The sequence below is a fragment of the Actinoplanes sp. NPDC048988 genome (assembly GCF_043197815.1).
Classification (GTDB): Bacteria; Actinomycetota; Actinomycetes; order Mycobacteriales; family Micromonosporaceae; genus Actinoplanes.
In genome coordinates, this window is sequence record NZ_JBICTW010000011.1 from 70,401 (window position 1) to 87,603 (window position 17,203).

The 17,203-nt window shown below is 69.8% G+C and carries 18 protein-coding genes; 10 read left to right on the forward strand and 8 right to left on the reverse strand.

Features of this window, described 5'->3' with window-relative positions; all coding sequences use genetic code 11:
- The first annotated feature begins 184 nt into the window (after nucleotides 1-184).
- Genes ACGFJ7_RS29410 through ACGFJ7_RS29420 form a run of 3 tightly spaced genes read left to right on the forward strand, consistent with a single transcriptional unit; the run spans nucleotide 185 to nucleotide 2,688 of the window.
- A complete protein-coding gene (locus tag ACGFJ7_RS29410) occupies nucleotides 185-979 on the forward strand; it encodes an SAM-dependent methyltransferase (RefSeq protein WP_392645147.1) in 795 nt (264 codons plus the stop codon).
- Between the two features lie 33 nt (nucleotides 980-1,012).
- Nucleotides 1,013-1,906: a helix-turn-helix transcriptional regulator gene (locus ACGFJ7_RS29415; RefSeq protein ID WP_360260291.1), complete on the forward strand. Its 894-nt coding sequence runs from the start codon at nucleotides 1,013-1,015 to the stop codon at nucleotides 1,904-1,906.
- Nucleotides 1,903-2,688, forward strand: coding sequence for an SAM-dependent methyltransferase (locus ACGFJ7_RS29420; protein ID WP_360260288.1), 786 nt, complete (start codon nucleotides 1,903-1,905; stop codon nucleotides 2,686-2,688). The genes ACGFJ7_RS29415 and ACGFJ7_RS29420 overlap by 4 nt, the downstream gene beginning before the upstream one ends.
- On the opposite strand, the gene ACGFJ7_RS29425 is transcribed toward ACGFJ7_RS29420, so the two are convergent.
- Nucleotides 2,689-3,195, reverse strand: a complete 507-nt coding sequence (locus tag ACGFJ7_RS29425) for a CPBP family intramembrane glutamic endopeptidase (protein WP_360260285.1) — start codon at nucleotides 3,193-3,195, stop codon at nucleotides 2,689-2,691. It abuts the gene before it with no gap.
- A gap of 81 nt (nucleotides 3,196-3,276) precedes the next feature.
- Between ACGFJ7_RS29425 and ACGFJ7_RS29430 the strand changes: the two genes are divergently transcribed.
- Both ACGFJ7_RS29430 and ACGFJ7_RS29435 read left to right on the forward strand, forming a co-directional pair.
- Nucleotides 3,277-4,413: an arabinogalactan endo-beta-1,4-galactanase gene (locus ACGFJ7_RS29430; RefSeq protein WP_392644927.1), complete on the forward strand. Its 1,137-nt coding sequence runs from the start codon at nucleotides 3,277-3,279 to the stop codon at nucleotides 4,411-4,413.
- 626 nt (nucleotides 4,414-5,039) lie between these two features.
- On the forward strand, nucleotides 5,040-5,447 hold the full coding sequence (locus ACGFJ7_RS29435) for a nuclear transport factor 2 family protein (RefSeq protein ID WP_392644929.1): 408 nt from the start codon (nucleotides 5,040-5,042) through the stop codon (nucleotides 5,445-5,447).
- Here ACGFJ7_RS29435 and ACGFJ7_RS29440 read toward each other — a convergent pair.
- Nucleotides 5,413-6,141: a class I SAM-dependent methyltransferase gene (locus tag ACGFJ7_RS29440; protein ID WP_392644931.1), complete on the reverse strand. Its 729-nt coding sequence runs from the start codon at nucleotides 6,139-6,141 to the stop codon at nucleotides 5,413-5,415. The two genes, ACGFJ7_RS29435 and ACGFJ7_RS29440, sit on opposite strands and share 35 nt — an antisense overlap.
- A 62-nt stretch (nucleotides 6,142-6,203) precedes the next feature.
- Between ACGFJ7_RS29440 and ACGFJ7_RS29445 the strand changes: the two genes are divergently transcribed.
- The 3 genes from ACGFJ7_RS29445 to purU all read left to right on the forward strand — a co-directional run bounded on the left by ACGFJ7_RS29445 (nucleotide 6,204) and on the right by purU (nucleotide 8,260).
- Nucleotides 6,204-6,830 (forward strand): TetR/AcrR family transcriptional regulator, encoded by a 627-nt coding sequence (locus ACGFJ7_RS29445; protein ID WP_392644932.1) that lies wholly within the window; start codon nucleotides 6,204-6,206, stop codon nucleotides 6,828-6,830.
- The gene (locus ACGFJ7_RS29450; RefSeq protein ID WP_392644934.1) at nucleotides 6,827-7,264 is read left to right on the forward strand and encodes an acyl-CoA thioesterase; all 438 of its coding nucleotides are present in this window, start codon (nucleotides 6,827-6,829) and stop codon (nucleotides 7,262-7,264) included. The genes ACGFJ7_RS29445 and ACGFJ7_RS29450 overlap by 4 nt, the downstream gene beginning before the upstream one ends.
- 81 nt (nucleotides 7,265-7,345) lie before the next feature.
- Nucleotides 7,346-8,260, forward strand: a complete 915-nt coding sequence (purU, locus tag ACGFJ7_RS29455) for a formyltetrahydrofolate deformylase (RefSeq protein WP_360260267.1) — start codon at nucleotides 7,346-7,348, stop codon at nucleotides 8,258-8,260.
- A gap of 6 nt (nucleotides 8,261-8,266) precedes the next feature.
- On the opposite strand, the gene ACGFJ7_RS29460 is transcribed toward purU, so the two are convergent.
- The 3 genes from ACGFJ7_RS29460 to ACGFJ7_RS29470 all read right to left on the reverse strand — a co-directional run bounded on the left by ACGFJ7_RS29460 (nucleotide 8,267) and on the right by ACGFJ7_RS29470 (nucleotide 10,499).
- Entirely contained in the window at nucleotides 8,267-9,154 is an 888-nt protein-coding gene (locus ACGFJ7_RS29460) for a fructosamine kinase family protein (RefSeq protein WP_360260264.1), read from the reverse strand.
- Nucleotides 9,154-9,975 carry an NYN domain-containing protein gene (locus tag ACGFJ7_RS29465; protein WP_360260261.1) on the reverse strand — a complete coding sequence of 274 codons (822 nt, stop codon included), beginning with the start codon at nucleotides 9,973-9,975 and terminating at the stop codon, nucleotides 9,154-9,156. Before ACGFJ7_RS29465 ends, ACGFJ7_RS29460 begins: the two co-directional genes overlap by 1 nt.
- A 131-nt stretch (nucleotides 9,976-10,106) precedes the next feature.
- A complete protein-coding gene (locus ACGFJ7_RS29470) occupies nucleotides 10,107-10,499 on the reverse strand; it encodes a hypothetical protein (protein WP_392644936.1) in 393 nt (130 codons plus the stop codon).
- Nucleotides 10,500-10,747: 248 nt separating this feature from the next.
- Between ACGFJ7_RS29470 and ACGFJ7_RS29475 the strand changes: the two genes are divergently transcribed.
- Nucleotides 10,748-11,071, forward strand: coding sequence for a hypothetical protein (locus ACGFJ7_RS29475; RefSeq protein WP_392644937.1), 324 nt, complete (start codon nucleotides 10,748-10,750; stop codon nucleotides 11,069-11,071).
- Nucleotides 11,072-11,285: 214 nt separating this feature from the next.
- Here the strand turns inward: ACGFJ7_RS29475 and ACGFJ7_RS29480 are convergent, their stop codons facing one another.
- Both ACGFJ7_RS29480 and ACGFJ7_RS29485 read right to left on the reverse strand, forming a co-directional pair.
- On the reverse strand, nucleotides 11,286-13,535 hold the full coding sequence (locus tag ACGFJ7_RS29480) for a putative bifunctional diguanylate cyclase/phosphodiesterase (RefSeq protein ID WP_392644939.1): 2,250 nt from the start codon (nucleotides 13,533-13,535) through the stop codon (nucleotides 11,286-11,288).
- Between the two features lie 47 nt (nucleotides 13,536-13,582).
- A complete protein-coding gene (locus tag ACGFJ7_RS29485) occupies nucleotides 13,583-15,223 on the reverse strand; it encodes a glycoside hydrolase family 43 protein (RefSeq protein WP_392644940.1) in 1,641 nt (546 codons plus the stop codon).
- 91 nt (nucleotides 15,224-15,314) lie between these two features.
- On the opposite strand from ACGFJ7_RS29485, the gene ACGFJ7_RS29490 reads away from it, so the two are divergent.
- The gene (locus tag ACGFJ7_RS29490; protein ID WP_360260246.1) at nucleotides 15,315-16,154 is read left to right on the forward strand and encodes a response regulator; all 840 of its coding nucleotides are present in this window, start codon (nucleotides 15,315-15,317) and stop codon (nucleotides 16,152-16,154) included.
- A gap of 2 nt (nucleotides 16,155-16,156) precedes the next feature.
- Here the strand turns inward: ACGFJ7_RS29490 and ACGFJ7_RS29495 are convergent, their stop codons facing one another.
- Nucleotides 16,157-17,140 (reverse strand): hypothetical protein, encoded by a 984-nt coding sequence (locus ACGFJ7_RS29495; protein WP_392644943.1) that lies wholly within the window; start codon nucleotides 17,138-17,140, stop codon nucleotides 16,157-16,159.
- Nucleotides 17,141-17,203 lie beyond the last annotated feature (63 nt).

Here is a 17,203-nt window from a genome sequence, read left to right on the forward strand (position 1 = left end):
TGGTCGCCTTTCCCCGTCGGGTACCGTCAGGGTCGCAAGGGCTTGCCACCGTCCGCCCGGTCTGTCGGGTCGCCGATTTGGGGGCGACTGTCAAGCTCAATGCGCCGAGCGGGTGAAGGAAATAGCCGACCGGGTGGAGACTGGCCGGTAGGCCGCATGAGTATGCTGTCGATCATCGTCGTGGATCTCCACAAAGGATGGTCGCGTGGCTGAGGACATCGACCGGCTCGACACGAACGTGCCGGAGACCGCACGGATCTGGAACTACCTGCTCGGCGGTACCGACAACTTCGCCGCCGACCGGGCCGTCGGTGATCAGATCATCGCCACCCTGCCCCAGCTCGCGGAGCATGCCAAGCTCTCCCGGGCCTTCCTCGCCCGCGCGGTCCGGTACCTGGTGCTCGAGGAGGGAATCACCCAGTTCCTGGACATCGGTACCGGACTGCCGACGGCCGACAACACCCACGAGGTGGCGCAGAAGGCGAACCCGGCCGCCCGCGTCGTCTACGTCGACAACGATCCCCTGGTCCTCGCGCACGCCCGCCGGCTGCTGAGCAGCACCGACGAGGGCGCCACCGAGTACGTACACGAAGATCTCCGGGACCCGGAGGCGATCCTCCGGGCCGCCGCCGCCACGCTCGACCTCTCCCGGCCGGTCGCGGTGACGCTGATGGGGGTGCTCGGGCACATCGAGAGCGACGACAAGGCCAAGAGCATCATCGACCGCCTGCTGCGCGATCTGCCCGCCGGCAGTTTCCTGGCCATGTACGACGGCGCCGACACCGACCCGGCCACTTCGGAGGCCACCCGCATCTGGAATGTGTCGGCCAATCCGAAGTATCACCTGCGCAGCCCGGACCAGATAACGAAACTCTTCGATGGCATGGCTCTTGTGGAGCCGGGCGTGGTGCCGGTGACCCGGTGGCGGGCCGACGGGCCGGCGATCAGCCAGTTCTGCGCCGTCGGCCGCAAGCCGTAGCGTGCGAGCTCAGAGCCTGATAAGCAGGTCACCGTGACCGGGAGACAGGACAGCGCCGGCTCCACAGTGCGCCGCCTCCAACTGGGTGCGCGCCTGCGCGAGCTGCGGCTGGCCAAGGGCGTCAGCCGGGAGGACGCCGGCTACCGCATCCGCGCGTCCGAATCCAAGATCAGCCGGATGGAGCTGGGCCGGGTCAGTTTCAAGCCGCGCGACGTCACCGACCTGCTTCATCTGTACGGCGTGGACGATCAGGAGGAGCACGACCGGCTGCTCGAACTGACTCGGGAGGCCAACACCCCGGGCTGGTGGCGCAGCTACGGCGACGTGCTCGACAGCTGGTTCACCAACTATCTCGACCTGGAACAGTCGGCCGAGCTGATCCGCACGTACGAGATCCAGTTCGTGCCCGGACTGCTGCAGACCGAGGCGTACGCGAGCGCTGTCATCCGCCTCGGCCACCAGGCTCCCGGCACGGTGGAGATCGAGCGGCGGGCGAAACTGCGGATGGCCCGCAAGCAGATCCTGACCCGGCCGGACGCCCCGAAGCTGTGGGCCGTCCTCGACGAGGCGGTGCTGCGCCGGCTCATCGGCGGCCGCGAGGTCCTGCACGAGCAGATCCTCGCGCTGCTCGAGGCCACCGAGAACCCGAACATCCGCCTGCAGATCATCCCGTTCGACTCGGGTGGGCACGCGGCGGCCGGCGGCGCGTTCAGCATTCTGCGCTTCCCGCACGAGGAACTCGACGACGTCGTCTACATCGAACACCTGACCAGCGCCGTCTACTTGGACAAGCGGGACGACCTCGACAACTACGCGACCGCGTTCAGCCGCCTCATCATCGATGCCGCGCCGCCGGACGACACACCGCTGATTCTTCGCAAGATCGCTGACGATGTGGCATTCGACAACAAGGAGAGCGCGATATGACCGACGAAGCCCCCGCCGAACTGCAGCCGGACGTGCCGCACGCGGCCCGGATGTGGAACTACTGGATGGGCGGGAAGGACAACTTCGCCGCCGACCGGGCCGCCGGTGACGCGGTGGCACAGGTCTACCCCGAGATCGCCGTGATGGCCCGGCTGTCCCGGCAGTTCCTGATCCGGGTCGTCAGCCACCTGGCCGCCGAGGCCGGCATCAAGCAGTTCCTCGACATCGGCACCGGCCTGCCCACCATGCAGAACACGCACGAGGTGGCGCAGAGCATCAACCCGGCGGCCCGGATCGTCTACGTCGACAACGACCCGCTGGTCCTCGCGCACGCCCGCGCGCTGCTGGTCAGCGTCACCGACGAGGGCGTCACCCAGTACGTCCACGCCGATTACCACGACCCCGAGAAGATCCTGGCCGACGCCGACGGCCCGCTCGATCTCACCCAGCCGGTCGCTGTCATGTTCATGGGCGTGATGGGCTACGAGCCCAGCCTCAACCGGATCCGCGAGATCGTCAACACGGTCATGGACGCCGTGCCTTCCGGCAGCTACCTGGTCTTCTGGGACGGCACGGACACCACCGAGGCGGTCCGCGAGGGCGCCCGCAAGCTGGCCGAGAGCGGCGGCGTGCCGTACATCCTGCGCAGCCCCGAGCAGATCGAGAGCGTCTTCGACGGCTTCGAGATCATCGAGCCCGGCGTGGTCCAGATCAGCGCCTGGCGCGCCGACGGCGAGATCGAGACGATTGAGGCGTACGGGGCGGTCGCGCGCAAGCCCTGATCAACGCTTCCGCTGGAAGACGAGCACGCCGAGGCCGTTCGCGGCCCAGTGCCAGACGATGGGCACCAGCAGCGAACCGCCGGCCTCGGCGCCCCAGGTCAGAACGAGGCCGGCCACGGCGGTGAAAACGACCGCCGAGGCCGGCCGGACGTGCCACAGCCCGAACAGGGCGGCCGCCCAGTACGGGCCGATCAGCTCCGGCAGCACGCCCCGGAAAGCCACTTCCTCGAACAGGACCACGGCCAGCGGGATCTCGACCAGGGCCTTGCGCCACGGATGGGCGTCGCTCCGTTCGGCTGCGCTGAATCGCGAGGCGATGACATAGGCGGCGGCTATGACGGCGGCGCCGGTCACGGCGTACCGGAAAGCGGTCTTGGAGATCGTGACGTCGAGGCCGAACAGCGTGCACAGCAGGAGCGCGGCGACGGGGTTGACGATGGGCTGGAGCCGAGCCGGGCCCTTGTAGTTCCAGACGCGGACGACGGCCAGGAACAGAAGGATCGCCATGACCGTCGTCGTCCGCTCCCTCCCTTGACTTTCCCATTGTCGCGGAGCACCGTGAGCGCTCACAAGCATTGGGGGTCTTCGATGCCACACGTCAGCCGCCGCAGCCTGCTGGCCGGGGCCGGTGGGGCCGCGCTGGCCGCCCTCACGCCGGGCGTCGCCTCGGCGAGTTCCCGAGCGCTGCGCGTCCGCGGCGCCGACCTGTCCTTCCTGCCGCAACTGGAAGAGGCGGGCGGGCGCTACCGCGACCTGCGGGGGCGGGTGCGGCCGGCCGAGCAGATCCTGGCCCGCGAGGGCGCCACCCACATGCGGCTGCGCGTCTGGGTCGACCCGCCGGACGGCTACAGCGACCGGGCCCGGGCGCTCCACCTGGCCCGCCGCGCCAAGAAGGCCGGCCTGAAGATCGTGCTGGACCCGCACTACAGCGACTTCTGGGCCGACCCCGGCAAACAGCCCATCCCCGCGAGCTGGCCCACCGGCCTGCCCGCCCTGCTGACGAAGATCCACACCTACACCCGCGACCTGCTGCGCGACTTCGCGCGGCAGGGCACGCCGGCCGACATCATCCAGATCGGCAACGAGATCACCAACGGCCTCCTGTGGCCGGCCGGGCAGCTCTACCCGCCGGACGGAACCCAGCAGTGGCCGGCCTTCACCGACCTGCTCAAGTCGGGCATCGCCGGCGCCCGCGAGGCGGCCGGCGACCACGTCCGGGTCATGCTGCACATCGACCGGGGCGGCAAGATGGGCGACACCCGCTGGTTCTTCGACAACATCGCCACCTACGGCGTCCCGTACGACATTCTCGGCCAGTCGTACTACCCCATGTGGCACGGCTCGATCGCCGACCTGCAGGCCAACCTGGCCGACTCGGCCACCCGGTACGGCAAGCCGATCCTGCTGGCCGAGGTCGCCTACCCGTGGACGATGACCGACGGCGACGGCCGCGGCAACATCGTCACCGACCCGGCCACGCTGCCCGACCTCGACCAGTTCCCGGCCACAGCGGCCGGCCAGGCCGCCTTCTACGAGCGCGTACGGCAGGTCCTGCTGGCCGTCCCCGGTTCCCTCGGCCTGGGCTTCCTGGCCTGGGAGCCGGAATGGATCCCCGGCGTCGGCTGGGAGCCGGGCGCCGAGGCCCCCAACGACAACCTGACCCAGTTCGACTTCACCGGCCGCGCCCTGCCGTCAATCCGCGCGTACCGCCGCCCTGCCGCATAGGAGAACCGCGCGCATCTGATAGACCAGCGCCCCGATGTTAGGAACCGTCAAAGGCGGCCACTCTTCCCGTACGTCGGTGAGGTCAGCCGTCGCTGCCGTTAACGTTCTATGTCATCACTAACGGTGCCCATGGCGCCGGGTCTTCAGGCGGGCGTGCCGGGCCGGAAACACCTCTCCGGGCACAGTCCCGCGTCGCCGGCCGCCCACGGTTGCTGCGCACACCTGAGCTCGTCGTCGCCCTCGGCGCTGTCCAGGCGCGAACGCCAGCCGAAAGAAGCGGTCGAGGGCTGCGGCAGAGACCACATCAGCGGCCGACTGGGCCTCGCCGGGTAGTCCGGTCTGGCGGCACCAGTGCGTTCCGCGGGAACATGAGCGGATTGTCCGCCTGGATTTGGGAGGCGTGAAGTGGAGCGGCGATTCGCCGAGTACCGGCCTGTGCCACGATGGCGCGCTCGTCTCGTCGGTGCCAGTCTGTTTCGGAGTGTGGAGCTGAACCTTGCTGGCGGGGCGGTGGTGGCCGGGTTGTGCCTGGCCGGGGCCGCGCTGGGGCATGGCGGCACTCGCGGTGTGCCGGGAGCCTTCGTGGGTGCCTTCGCGCTTCTGGGCGGTCTCGTGGTACTCGACCGGTGCCGAACGCGGGCTCGTCAAAACGATCGCTCGAGGAGGTGAGCCTTCTGTCCGAGGAGCTCTTTCGGAAGTACGTGCACGCGGGTGCCATCAGGCGGGATGCCGACGCCGTGGCCGCGCTCTTCGCTGAGGACGGTGTGTTCGAGGCGCCGCTTGTGCCGTTGCGGCTTGTCGGGCGGGACGCCATTCGGGCGGGTATCGGGGAGATTCAGCGGGCCTCGGCGGTCGAGGGCCCGGTGGATCTGAGCCGCTCCGGCTATGTGCTGCACGAGACCGGCGATCCGGGGGTCTTCGTCGCCGAGATCGACACGGTTTTCGAGGACGGGACGGCGGTTGCCCTTGTTCAGATCTTCCGCGTACGGGATGGGCTCATCACTTTGCTGCGGGACTACTTTCGCGCGCCGTGACCAGCCACGCCCGCGCGTCGAACCAGATGCCGTCGGACGTCTGGTGGGCGGCGAACAGGGAGCGCAGACGCTCGACGGCTTCCGGGTCGTCGAGGGCGCCCCGGGCGCAGGTGAAGCCCCGGACCCAGGTGAGGGCGGCCTGCACATCGGGACCGTAGTAGACCGGCTCGGGGACGTCCGTGAAGGCGACGCCGGTGAAACCCGCGGCCCCCAGAATCCCGCGCACCGTTTCCGGGTCGGACAGGGAAAACGGTGACGGTTCCGCCGGAACGGCCAGCGCGCGGCGGATGGTCACGTCCCATTCGTTCCGGTCGGCCGGCTGCCAGACCAGCATGGCCAGGCGGCCGGCGGGGCGCAGGGCCCGGGCGATGTTCGTGAAGGCGGCCACCGGGTCGGTGAAGAACATCGTGCCGAAGCGGCTGATCGCCACCGTGAAGGAACGCGGCGGGAAGGCGTACGTCTGGGCGTCTCCGCAGGTGAATCGAGCTTTTCCTTCATCGATGGCGCGGGCGCGCTCGATGGCGTCGGGTAAGACGTCGATGCCCAGCGCGGAGGCGGCCAGCCCGGCGGCCTCGCGGGTGGTCTGGCCGGCGCCGCAGCCGATGTCCAGGACGTGGTCGTGCGGGCCCAGGTTCCAGGCGCGGCGCAGGGCCTCCGTGTGCAGGCGTAGTTCGGCGTCGTAATCGAGAGGCACACCACACGATAAGCCGGAAGACAATATTTACGAACGGTCGGTCGCTTTGTAGTGTCGACCGCATGACGGTGGACGGCAGGCTGGTACGCGGAGAGCGCACGCGCACCGCCGTACTGGATCAGGCCCTGCGTCTCGCGACCGTGAACGGGCTCGACGGGCTGTCGCTGAGCCAGCTCGCCGACGCGCTCGGGGTGAGCAAGTCGGGGCTGTTCGCGCACTGGCGGTCCAAGGAGGCGCTCCAGCTCGCCGTCATCGACCACGCCCGGGCCCAGTGGACCGACGAGGTCATCCGGCCCGCCCTGGCCGCGCCCCACGGCGTACGGCGGCTGTGGGCTCTGCATGATCGGCGGCTTGCCTTCTACGAGGCGCGGGTGCTTCCCGGCGGTTGTTTCTTCGCCAACGCCCACTTCGAGTTCAACGCCCGGCCCGGCGTCCTGCGCGACCGGCTCGGCGCCGAGCTGGCCGACTGGATGGCCTTCCTGACCCGGCTCACCGACGAGGCGGTCGCGGCCGGCGATCTCCGTACCGGAGCCGGTGTTCCCTTCGTGATCGAGTCGCTGGGGGTCTGCGCCGTCATGCAGGCGCCCGTGCTCGGCCCTGACGTCACCTTCCGGCACGCGCGGCTGGCCCTGCTCAGCCACCTGCGTGCCCTCGCCACCGATCCCTCGATCCTTCCGGAGCTGTCATGACGATCTTGACTGAGACGTACGGCGACGTCGTGCGCCTTCCCGTGCATTTCGACGACCTGGACGCGATGGGCGTACTGCACAATTCCCGGTACGCCGTCCTGGTCGAGCGGGCCATCGTGATCTGGTGGCAGGAGCGCGGCGTCGCGTTCACCGGCGGCGGCCCGACCACGCCGGACGCTTTCAACGTCGTTCGGGAGTACGCCATCACGTTCCACCGCCCGATCACCGGCACCGGCGAGATCGCCGTTTATTTCTGGCTCGACCGGATGGGCAGGACCAGCGCCGAGTACGGCTTCCGGGTGACCTCCGAGGACGGGCGGACCGTGTTCGCCGAGGGGCGGCGGGTCAACGTACGCCTCGACGCCGCGACCATGCGCCCGGCGCCCTGGACCGACCACGGCCGTGAGCTGGCCGCCGCGCTGCTGAAGAACTGACCGGGCCGGGTGGGTCACAAACCGACCGCGACGGGCGATCTTTGAGTACCCTCGCCACGATCGGATCGGAAGGATTACTCAGTGACGCTCACCCAGCACGCACCCCTCGCCTCACCCCACCCGCGTGGCGACGGCCCCCGTGACCAGGCCGTCCTCATCGTGCACGGCGCCGACCGCACCGGCATCGTGGCCGCTGTGGGTTCGGTGCTCAGCAAGCACGGGGCGAACATCGTGTCGCTGGACCAGTACTCCGACAACCCGCACGGCGGGGCGTTCTTCCAGCGTACGGTGTTCAGCCTGGACGGGCTCAAGGCCGCGCTCCCGGAGATCGAGAACGACCTGCGCACCGAGATGGACCGCGGCTTCGACCTCGAGTTCACGCTGCGCGACCTGGCCAAGCCCAAGCGGGTGGCGATCTTCGCCTCCAAGGAGGACCACTGCCTCCTGGACCTGTTGTGGCGTCACCGTCGCGGGGAGCTGCCGGTCAGCGTCTCGATGGTCATCTCGAACCACACCGACACCGCGGACGAGGTACGGTCGTTCGGCATCCCGTTCTTCCACGTGCCGTCGCCCGCCGGCCCCGACAAGTCGGCCGCCGAGGCGCAACACCTGCAACTGCTGCGCGGCAACGTCGACTTCGTGGTGCTGGCCCGCTACATGCAGATCCTGTCGGGCCGCTTCATCAAGGAACTGGCCGTCCCGATCATCAACATCCACCACTCGTTCCTGCCGGCCTTCATCGGCGCCGGCCCGTACGCGAAGGCCAAGCAGCGCGGCGTGAAGCTGATCGGCGCCACGGCCCACTACGTGACCGAGGACCTGGACGAGGGCCCGATCATCGAGCAGGACGTCGTCCGGGTGACCCACGCCGAGACGGTCGCCGACCTGCAGAGGCGCGGCGCCGACGTGGAACGCGCGGTCCTGTCCCGGGCGGTCCGCTGGCACAGCGAGGACCGGGTGATCCGCCACGACAACCACACCATCGTCTTCGCCTGATCCCGGTCAGCTCCCGGCCCGGAACGGCGCCACGGTGGCCCGGATCGTCGTGGCGGCGCCCCAGTCGTCGTCGAACTGGGCCAGCACGGCCAGGTGCTGCCGCAACTGAATGATCGGCATCCGTTCCGGCCACCCGCGGTCGAGCCCGGTCAGCTCGGCGTAGACGTCGAAGAACCGGCGCGACTCCGGCGGCGGCACGGTGGTCCAGAGATGGGCCAGATCGACTTCGGCCCACATGTACGACACGGCCGGGTCGATCAGCGCGGCTTGCCCGTCCGCGGTGGCCAGGACGTTCTGCGCCCACAGGTCCCCGTGGGTGAGGCAGGCCGGCCGCTCCGGCAGCAACTCGGGAAGCCGCGCACAGAGCCTTTCCAGAGCAACCCGGTCGGCGGCGTCGAGCGCGGCCTCGACCCGGGGCTCGGAGAGCCAGCGCAGCAGCCGGCGCTCAGCGAAGAAGGCGAACCCGTCCTCGGCCCAGGAATTCTCCTGCCGCCGGCGCCCCAGCCAGTTGTCCCGGTGCCACCCGAAGCGCGGATGCACGGTGCCGGTGTGCAGGCGGGCGAGCCCGTGGGCGAACCGTTCCCAGAAGTCCTCGCCATCCGGCCGCGGCCGCAGAAGCGCGAGAACGAGAACCTCCTGGTTCGCCACGATCACCTCGGGTGTGGCCAGGCCGCCGAATTCCCGCAGCGCAGCCAGCCCTTCGGCCTCCGCGACAAAGGCGTCACCATCGGCCTCTCCGTCGTCGGGGAAGGCCTTGACGAAAACCGGCGGCCCGTCCGCACGAACGGCGACCCCCGCCAGCGCGGCCAGCCCACCACTGACCGGTTCGACGGCGACGACGTCGCGAATTCCCGCCCGGGACAGCCGGTCGACGAGAAGGGCAGTCGGAAACATCAGCGGTGCTCGCCTTCGTCGTACTTCTCCCAGAATCGGGTCCGCAGTTTGTGCCGCACCATTTCATCCAGATCGATCCCACCACGACGATCGGATAAATCGGTCAGCAGGGCCTTGTCGATGTCCCGGGGAATCGACGGCCGTCCGGCCACCAGTTCCGCCAGCGCCTCCGCGGTGGCGGACCTGCGAAACGTGGCCAGAACGTTGGTGACCACCGAGTCGATCTGCTCGGCGTCCTCATATCCGGGCGTGGTGAAGCCGTTGAGCGTCGTCTTCGCTCGCGGCCACCCGCCTTGCACCTCGACCTTCGACACGAACTGGTCGAACACATCCGGAAATATGGTTTTGAGCCCGTCGGCGGCGCGAACAAGATGCCGGCTGATGGCGTGGGGTTTGTCGTCAGCGTCGGGAACGGCGAGCAGGATGACCTGTACGCCGTGAACCTGGGCCTCCTCGACGGCCTCCGTCAGGTCATCGTCCCCCGAGACGAGAATGAAGACATCGGCGGCCCCGTTGCGCGCGTGCGTCACCAGATCGAGGCCGATACGCAGGTCGACGCCTTTCTGCTGACCTTCCCGGCCGAACCGGCCGAGCCGCAACTTCACGCTCGACAGTTCGCCGATGAGCTGTTGCTGATTGTCCGGCACACCATTGACGGCCGAGTCATACCAGTGCACGCGCAGCACCGGCAGCCCCGACAGCGCCTCCGCCTGCTGAACGAGCGCGTCGATCAGTGACTCGTAGTCGACCTGGATCCCGTTGCGAAACGACGTACCGGTCACCCGGACAGCTGTGGCGCCGAGCAGATAACCGACGTCCACATAAAGGGAGCACATGGGCCTCACGCCCACAGAATGCCATCACCCCGGCGCCGTCACGCCCCGAGGTGCGCCCTGCCAGGAGAGGAGTTTCCGCCCGGCCTGGAAATGCCTGTACCTTACGCATCGGGCGTTCAGCTGTTGGTGAGCTGACGCTGGGTTGCGGCCAGGGCTTCGAATTCTGTTCGTTCCGCGTCGGTGAGCGCGGCGCCCAGGTCGGCGAGCTGGAAGCGCAGGGCCGACATGGTGTCGCCGGTCCTGCCCGCGCTGAGGTCGGACTTGAAGGCCGCGGCGGCCCGGCGGAAAACACTTTCGGCGCCCGCGGTGACCATCTCGGCCGAGCGGGCGACCAGCGCGCCGTCGGCGACCCGGCGGACCTCGACCACGCCGCGGCCCAGACCGTCGTCGGTGATGGTGAAGACCGGCCGCGCCGTGAACCGGCGCCCGGGTGACATCTTGGCCGGTCCGTCCCAGTGGAACCGCGGGTCCCGCGTCACCGCGTGGGCGCGGGCGGCCTCGAACGCCACCGGATCCCAGCCCCGGGCCGCGCCTGGACCCGCGCCGGGCGGAGTCCCTCGCTGTACAACTCGCCGATCCCACGAGCGCTGCGCACGAACGCGTCCTCGTCGGGCTCCTCGACCCAGGGCGCGTCCACGAAGCCGGTCTGGGGCCAGAACTCGACTGTACGCAGAACCGGCACCCCGACAGGCAACCACGCGTTCTTGTCGCACTCCCGGCCATTCTCGTCGCCCTGACTGACCAGCGGGTGGCGGTGGTGACCGGGGCGTCGGCAAGGGAATCGCGGTGGCGCCCGGCGCAGCCGACCAGCGACCGCCCGACTCCCGGCAGCTACCTCAACGGCGCGGACCAGATCGCCTACAGCGTGGCCAAGGCGGCCGACGACCGCATGGTCGCGGTGACCGCCGCCCAGCCGGCCGCCCGAGACGGCACAGTGGTCGGCGTGTACCCGGGTTTGCTACGCACCGAGGGCGTCCTACGAACGGCCGGCTTCTTCGACCTGCCAACTCGGAGTCCCCCGAGTTCACCGGCCGCGCGATCGCCGCCCTGGCTGGAACCTTTGCTGTTTCCGGCCGAGTGAGTTACCCATCGGATGCGAATTCTCGTGGACGGCATCGATGTGGTGGCCGCGGCATATGGCCCCGGCGGCTTTCGCGGAAGACCGGTAGCCGGATTCACTCCCGCATACCTGCTGGGACCGGGTGGGCTGACGGCATCACCGCGGACGCGAACGGTCAACCTGGGCGGCTCCAGCACGGCAGAGGACCAGCCGATCCATCTGCCTTCGCGGCGGGTCAGGTGGTGATGGTGGCGCCGGGGGTCCAGGCGGGGCGGCCGATGATGTCGTCGATCTGGGCGGCGGGTACGGGGCGGGAGAACAGGTAGCCCTGGCCGTACTCGTAGCCCAGGGCCAGGAGCAGGTCGCGTTGTTCCGGGGTTTCGATGCCCTCCGCCACTGAGGAGAGTTCCAGGGCGCCGGCCATCTGGCTCACCGCTGTGGCCACGGCTGACTGGCGGCCCACCGTGGTGATGGACTCCACGAACGAGCGGTCCAGCTTCAGCGTTGTCACCGGGGTGGTCAGGAGCAGGCCCAGGGAGGACGCCGCCGTGCCGAAGTCGTCCAGGGCCAGCTTCACGCCCAAGGCTCGCAGGGCCAGCAGGGCGTCCAGGGACTCCTGGTCGTCCAGGACCGCTGTCTCCGTGACCTCGATGGTCAGGCAGCTCGCGGGCATTCCGGTCTCGCCCAGGGCGCGGGCCACCTCGCCGACGAAACCCGGCTCCCTCAGCTGGCGGCCGGCCACGTTCACGCCGACCGACATGCCGGAGACCTCGGGGTTGGCGCGCAGCCACGCCACGCCCTGGCGGCACGCCTGCCACAGGACCCAGCGGCCGATCGCCACGATCTGGCCGGTGCGTTCGGCCACCGGGATGAACTGGACGGGCGAGACCAGGCCCCGTACGGGGTGGTTCCACCGCAGCAGCGCCTCGACGCCGGTGGTCTTCAGGTCGGTCAGGCGGACGATCGGCTGGTAGACCAGTTCGAACTGGGCCGTGTCCAGGGCCTCGCGCATCTCGCGGATGAGTTCGGCCTCGGCGCTGATCCGGGCGCCCATCTCGTCGGTGTAGCGCACCCACATGCTCTTGCCGCGGCCCTTGGCCTCGTACATGGCGATGTCGGCGTTGCTGAGCAGGCTGGACGGCTCGTATCCGGCGGCGGCGGCCGCGACGCCGACGCTGGCCCGGGTGAACAGGGTGTGGGACTGGATCTCGACCGGCTCGTTGAGCAGGCGCTGGATCTCGTCGGCGATGGCGCCGCCGATGCCGGCGTCGGCGCCCGGCAGCAGCACCGCGAACTCGTCGCCGCCGAGCCTCGCCACCAGGTCGTCGCGGCGGACCGAGCGGCGCAGGCGCTCGGCCACCGCCACCAGCAGGGCGTCGCCGGCCGCGTGGCCCATCGTGTCGTTCACCGTCTTGAAGTCGTCCAGGTCGATCAGCAGGACGCAGGCCTCCCGGTCCGGAAGGACCGCGGCCATCCGCTCGTTGAACGAGATCCGGTTGGCCAGCTTGGTGAGGCCGTCCAGGGAGGCCTGCTCGCGCAGCAGCACCTCGTGTTCGCCGAGGCGGCGGATCAGCGTCATGTTGTCGTGGAAGGCGACAAGCTGGCGGCCGGCGACCAGGCAGGTGATCACGACGACGGCGATGGCGGCGCCCCACAGCTGCGAGGAGGCGTGCTCGGGCATCATCGCGAAGAAGATGACGAAGGTGAGCGCGATCATCCCGTACGGCAGCAGGCTGTACGGGCGTCGCTGGATCCGGCGGCTGGAGCCGCCGCGGCGCACCAGCACCTCCTGGATGCGGGGGCCGGCCGCGATGAGGGCCGACGGGAGCAGGCGTACGGCGAGAACCCAGGGGTTGTTGGGGTCCTGGAAGACGCCGGGCAGGAAGGTGGCGATGCCCTGGAGGCCGGCCGCGGCGACCATCGGCCAGGCGGCGACGCGGGCCATGGGCGGCTCGGGGATGAGCGCGACCTTGGTGGCGCAGAACGCGGCCACGACGACCAGGGCCGCGGTGAGACCGGCGTTGAACTGGTTGTCGCCCGAGTTGTAGGCGTAGCACCAGGCGGCGACGGCGCCGCCGACCAGCACGGTGGTCGCGTCCAGCCAGAAGATGACCTTGTCGCGGCGGCCGTCGAGGCCCTGCGGGAAGATCAGGCAGGCGATGACGTTGCTGCTCATGCCGATGGTGAACAGCACCGTCTGGACCAGGCCGCCGTTCATCGATTCCGACGAGAACGTGACGAACTGGGAGAAGTCGCCGACCGTGAAGCAGGCGCCGGCAAAGGCGATCATCGTCCAGAAGCGGCGGAACCGGAGCGGCGAGATCTGGCGCAGCCGCCAGGCGCCGACCGCCAGGAGAGCGTCGAACGGCACCTGGAGGCCCCAGAAGGCGGACACCTGGAGCACACCGTCGGGCAGGGCGAAGAACAGCACGCCACCCAGCAGCGTCAGGGCCGCCATCGCCAGGAGCACAGGGTCGCGTCGCACGAGTCTTTCATCGGACTTTTCGCGCGAAACTCAAGGAATTTCGGGGCCTACGGCGCCGGGTTCGCGGTGTAGACGGCGCGATCGAAGTCAGCGTACGCGCCCTCGGCGCCCAGGTCCTGCACCCACAGGCCGGTGAAGGCGCCGGTGAAACCCCAGGCCGCGGGCTCGCCGTCGACGACCTGGGCCGCGTACTCGTCGGAGAGCGTGGTGGCGTCCAGCGCCGGCCCGGCCTCGGTCCAGCCGGCGGCCGGACCGGGCGTACGGGCGTACGAGAAACGCAAGCGGGGACCGTCGAAGCGCAAGCGGAGACCGATCCGATCGGCCGTCAGGGCCGAACGGACGCCGGGCACCACCGCCACCCGTCCGGAATCGCAGGCCAGGAGGTCGACCACCGGCGTGCCGTCGTCGTCGGCGGTGACGTGCAGGAAGTACCAGTTGCGGGTGTTGTAGTAGGCGGTGATGCCCGCCAGCTGCCGATAGTTTCGGGGGGTGAACTCCATGACGGCCTCGAACGCGCAGCTTTCGGCGACGACCCGCCGGGCGACCAGGCTCGGCCGCTGCCGGCCCATCGGCGATTGACCGCCGCGGATGCGCAGGAACGACGGGCGGGTGCTCAGGTCGATCCACGACGGGTCGGCCGGGCGGCGCAACGTCGACCAGTTGACGCCCAGGGCGGGCTCGTCGAAGTCGTCGTCCTCGGATTCTTCGGAGGAGACCGGGCGCACCTCGGCGATCGGGACGCCGTCGGGGGCGGGCACGACGTCGGAGGGTACGCCGTCGGCGATCCGCGGCCAGCCGTCGGCGGTCCAGGTGACCTCCTGGATCGCGGTCTCGCGGCCCAGCACGCACCGGCCGAGCGGCGTGTAGGGGCGGGCGACGAGGTGGGCCAGGTACCACTGACCGGCGGGCGTGCGCACGAGACTGCCGTGCCCGGCCTTCTGCAAGGTGAGCGACGGATTGCCGTACGAGGTCAGCAGCGGCCCCGCGGGATCGGCCAGGTAGGGGCCGAGCAGGTGGCTGGAGCGGGCCACCGTGACCTGATGTTCCCAGCTGGTGCCGCCCTCGGCGGTGACCAGGTAGTACCAGCCGTCCTTGCGGTAGAGGTTGGGGGCCTCGGTCAGCGCGGCGCCGGTGCCCTGGAAGATCGTGTGGTCGGGCCCGACGAGGCGGCGGGCCTGGAGGTCGTACTGCTGGATCGAGATGCCGGCGAAGCGGTTCCGGCCGGGGCGCCAGTCGGCGACCATCGACAGCATCCAGGTCGTGCCGTCCTCGTCGTGGAACAGCGAGGCGTCGAAGCCGCGGCCGTGCAAAGGCACCGGATCGGACCACGGCCCGGTCGGGGTCGGGCCGGTCACCAGGTAGTTCTGCGGGTCCCAGTAACCGCCGGAGAAGGTGGCCACGTCGGCGTAGAGCAGGTGGAACAGGCCGTCGTGGTAGCTGAGGCTGGGCGCCCACACACCGTTGGAGTCGCCGGCGCCGGTCAGGTCGAGCAGGCGCTTCTCGTTGAGGGCGCCGCCCATCGGCCGCCAGTCGACCAGGTTCGTCGAGTGGTGGATCCGCACGCCGGGCATCCACTCGAAGGTCGATGTGGCGATGAAGTAGTCGGAACCCACCCGCAGGATCGACGGGTCCGGATGGAAGCCGGTCAGCACCGGGTTGCGGATGGCCCGCCTGGTCGCCGTACTCATGCCCGTAAGTTACGGAATCCGGCGCAACTTGCAAAGGCCCAAGACGCGCTTTTGTGGCACGACGCGCGAGCCGCCATGCTTAGCTGAGCTGATGGCGACGATTCTGGTGGCCGACGACGAACCGGACGTCGCGGCGCTTTTTGCCTCCGTGCTCTCGAACGCCGGTCACACCGTGCGGACGGCGCCGGACGGCCCGGCCGCGCTGGAGCTCATCGACGAGCTGCGGCCGGACCTGAGCGTCCTGGATCACTACATGCCCGGGATGACCGGGTTGCAGGTCGCTCAGCAGCTTCGCGCCGACCCGGCCACGTCCTCGCTCCCCGTGCTGATGGTCAGCGCGTCCGCGCCGCCCACCGCGCTGCTCTACTGCAACGTCGTGCTGGCCAAACCGGTGTCCCTCGCCCACTTCCGCATGGTCGTCAACGACCTGCTCAGCCGCGAGCCGGCCGAGACCCTGCACAACCTGGAACGGGTACGGGCCGCCGCCGAGCTGCTGGACCTGCACACCGAGCGCACCGCCACCAGCCTCGGCCACCTCGCCGAGGAGCTGGCCGCCGAGGCCGGCGCCGCCATGGCCTCGGTGACCATGGTGCTGGTCGACGCGGTCGCCGTCTGCGGATCGTACGGGCTGGGCGGCTGGATCGCGGAGGCCGGCGGCATGCCGGCCGAGTGGTCGCCGTGCACCCGCGTGGTGGAGGCGGGCGCCGACATCCTGATCGACGAGCTCGGTGACGACCAGATCTACGCCGGCACACCGCTGGCCACCGTGACCAAGGTGCGTTCGTACGCCGGGGTGCCGCTCCGCGACGCCGCCGGTCACATCGTCGGAGCCGTCAACGTCATGGACCGTACCGCCGCGGCCTTCGACGCCGGAACAGTGGAGAAGCTCCGGGCGCGGACCGCGGAGGCACGGGCGATCCTCCAGTCCTAGGGTCAGCTGTTCTTGGTCGTGACGACCTTCGTGCCGGACGCCTTGAGGGTGTACGAGGTCGTCTTGCGCGTCCACGGGTTGGTGGCGTACACGCGGACACCGGTCGCCGTGTTCTTGGTCTTGACCATGGCCACCCGCAGGGACTTGTTGAGGGCGGTCACGTCGCGCCGGACCACCGTGCGCAGCGAGGCGACCTTCACCTTGCGGCCGTGGGCGGCCTTCCGGGTGTCCGCCGCGCCCTGGCGGGCGACCTGCTTCACGATGGCCGGCATGTCCAGGTAGGCGACGCCCTGCTCCAGCGCGGCGGCGCCGATCGTGACCGCCGCCGCCGGCACCGTCACATGCTGCGGGCCGTAGTTGTAGTCCAGCGTGATGGCCAGGCCGTCGCCGGTTGCCTTGGCCGAGGTCAGCAACCCGGCCGGGTTGACGTGAATGGTCACGGCCGAGCCGTCGGCCGTGAACCGGTAGTCGGCGGACGCGTCGTCGTGCACGGTCTTGGTACCCGCGTGGTCGGTGTCCTCGGTCAGGACGGTCCCCGGGGCCGCGGCGGCCTCCTTGACGTACGCGTCGAGCTTGAGCGCCTTGTTCGCGGTGAACACGAACTTGACAGCGGGGCGGCGCATCATCTTCACGGCCGACCGCGACGCCGGGTCGCCCAGGTACTCGTACAGGCCCTTGCCGCCCACCGCGTACTCGGCCGTCATGTGACCGCCGGAGATGAACCGCTCGAACGCCACGCCACCGGCCGGGTCCACGACGAACAGGCTGGAACCGGCCAGCTGACCGGACAGGCCCATCGTCGCCCGCCAGCCGGGGGCGGCCGCGGCGGTCGACGTGGTGGCCACCGCCTTCAGCGCGGCGGCCATCTGGGCCGCGGAGAGCTGGGTCGCCGTGTCGGCGGCGTACGCGGCGCCGGGGACGGCAACCAGGCCGGCGGACAGGGAGACGGCGGCCGTGAGCAACGCGGGCCGGGACAGGCGGGACATGAGCACCTCACGCTTTTCTTCAGAGAGGTACGAACATATGCCGCCAATTCCGGCTAAAGCATC

Bases quoted from the DNA above. Each gene is read 5' to 3' on its own strand.
- ACGFJ7_RS29420 (WP_360260288.1), top strand. From the start codon at position 1,903: ATGACCGACGAAGCCCCCGCCGAACTGCAGCCGGACGTGCCGCACGCG.
- ACGFJ7_RS29425 (WP_360260285.1), bottom strand. From the start codon at position 3,195: ATGGCGATCCTTCTGTTCCTGGCCGTCGTCCGCGTCTGGAACTACAAG.
- ACGFJ7_RS29430 (WP_392644927.1), top strand. From the start codon at position 3,277: ATGCCACACGTCAGCCGCCGCAGCCTGCTGGCCGGGGCCGGTGGGGCC.
- ACGFJ7_RS29445 (WP_392644932.1), top strand. From the start codon at position 6,204: ATGACGGTGGACGGCAGGCTGGTACGCGGAGAGCGCACGCGCACCGCC.
- ACGFJ7_RS29450 (WP_392644934.1), top strand. From the start codon at position 6,827: ATGACGATCTTGACTGAGACGTACGGCGACGTCGTGCGCCTTCCCGTG.
- ACGFJ7_RS29460 (WP_360260264.1), bottom strand. From the start codon at position 9,154: ATGTTTCCGACTGCCCTTCTCGTCGACCGGCTGTCCCGGGCGGGAATT.
- ACGFJ7_RS29485 (WP_392644940.1), bottom strand. From the start codon at position 15,223: ATGAGTACGGCGACCAGGCGGGCCATCCGCAACCCGGTGCTGACCGGC.
- ACGFJ7_RS29490 (WP_360260246.1), top strand. From the start codon at position 15,315: ATGGCGACGATTCTGGTGGCCGACGACGAACCGGACGTCGCGGCGCTT.
- ACGFJ7_RS29495 (WP_392644943.1), bottom strand. From the start codon at position 17,140: ATGTCCCGCCTGTCCCGGCCCGCGTTGCTCACGGCCGCCGTCTCCCTG.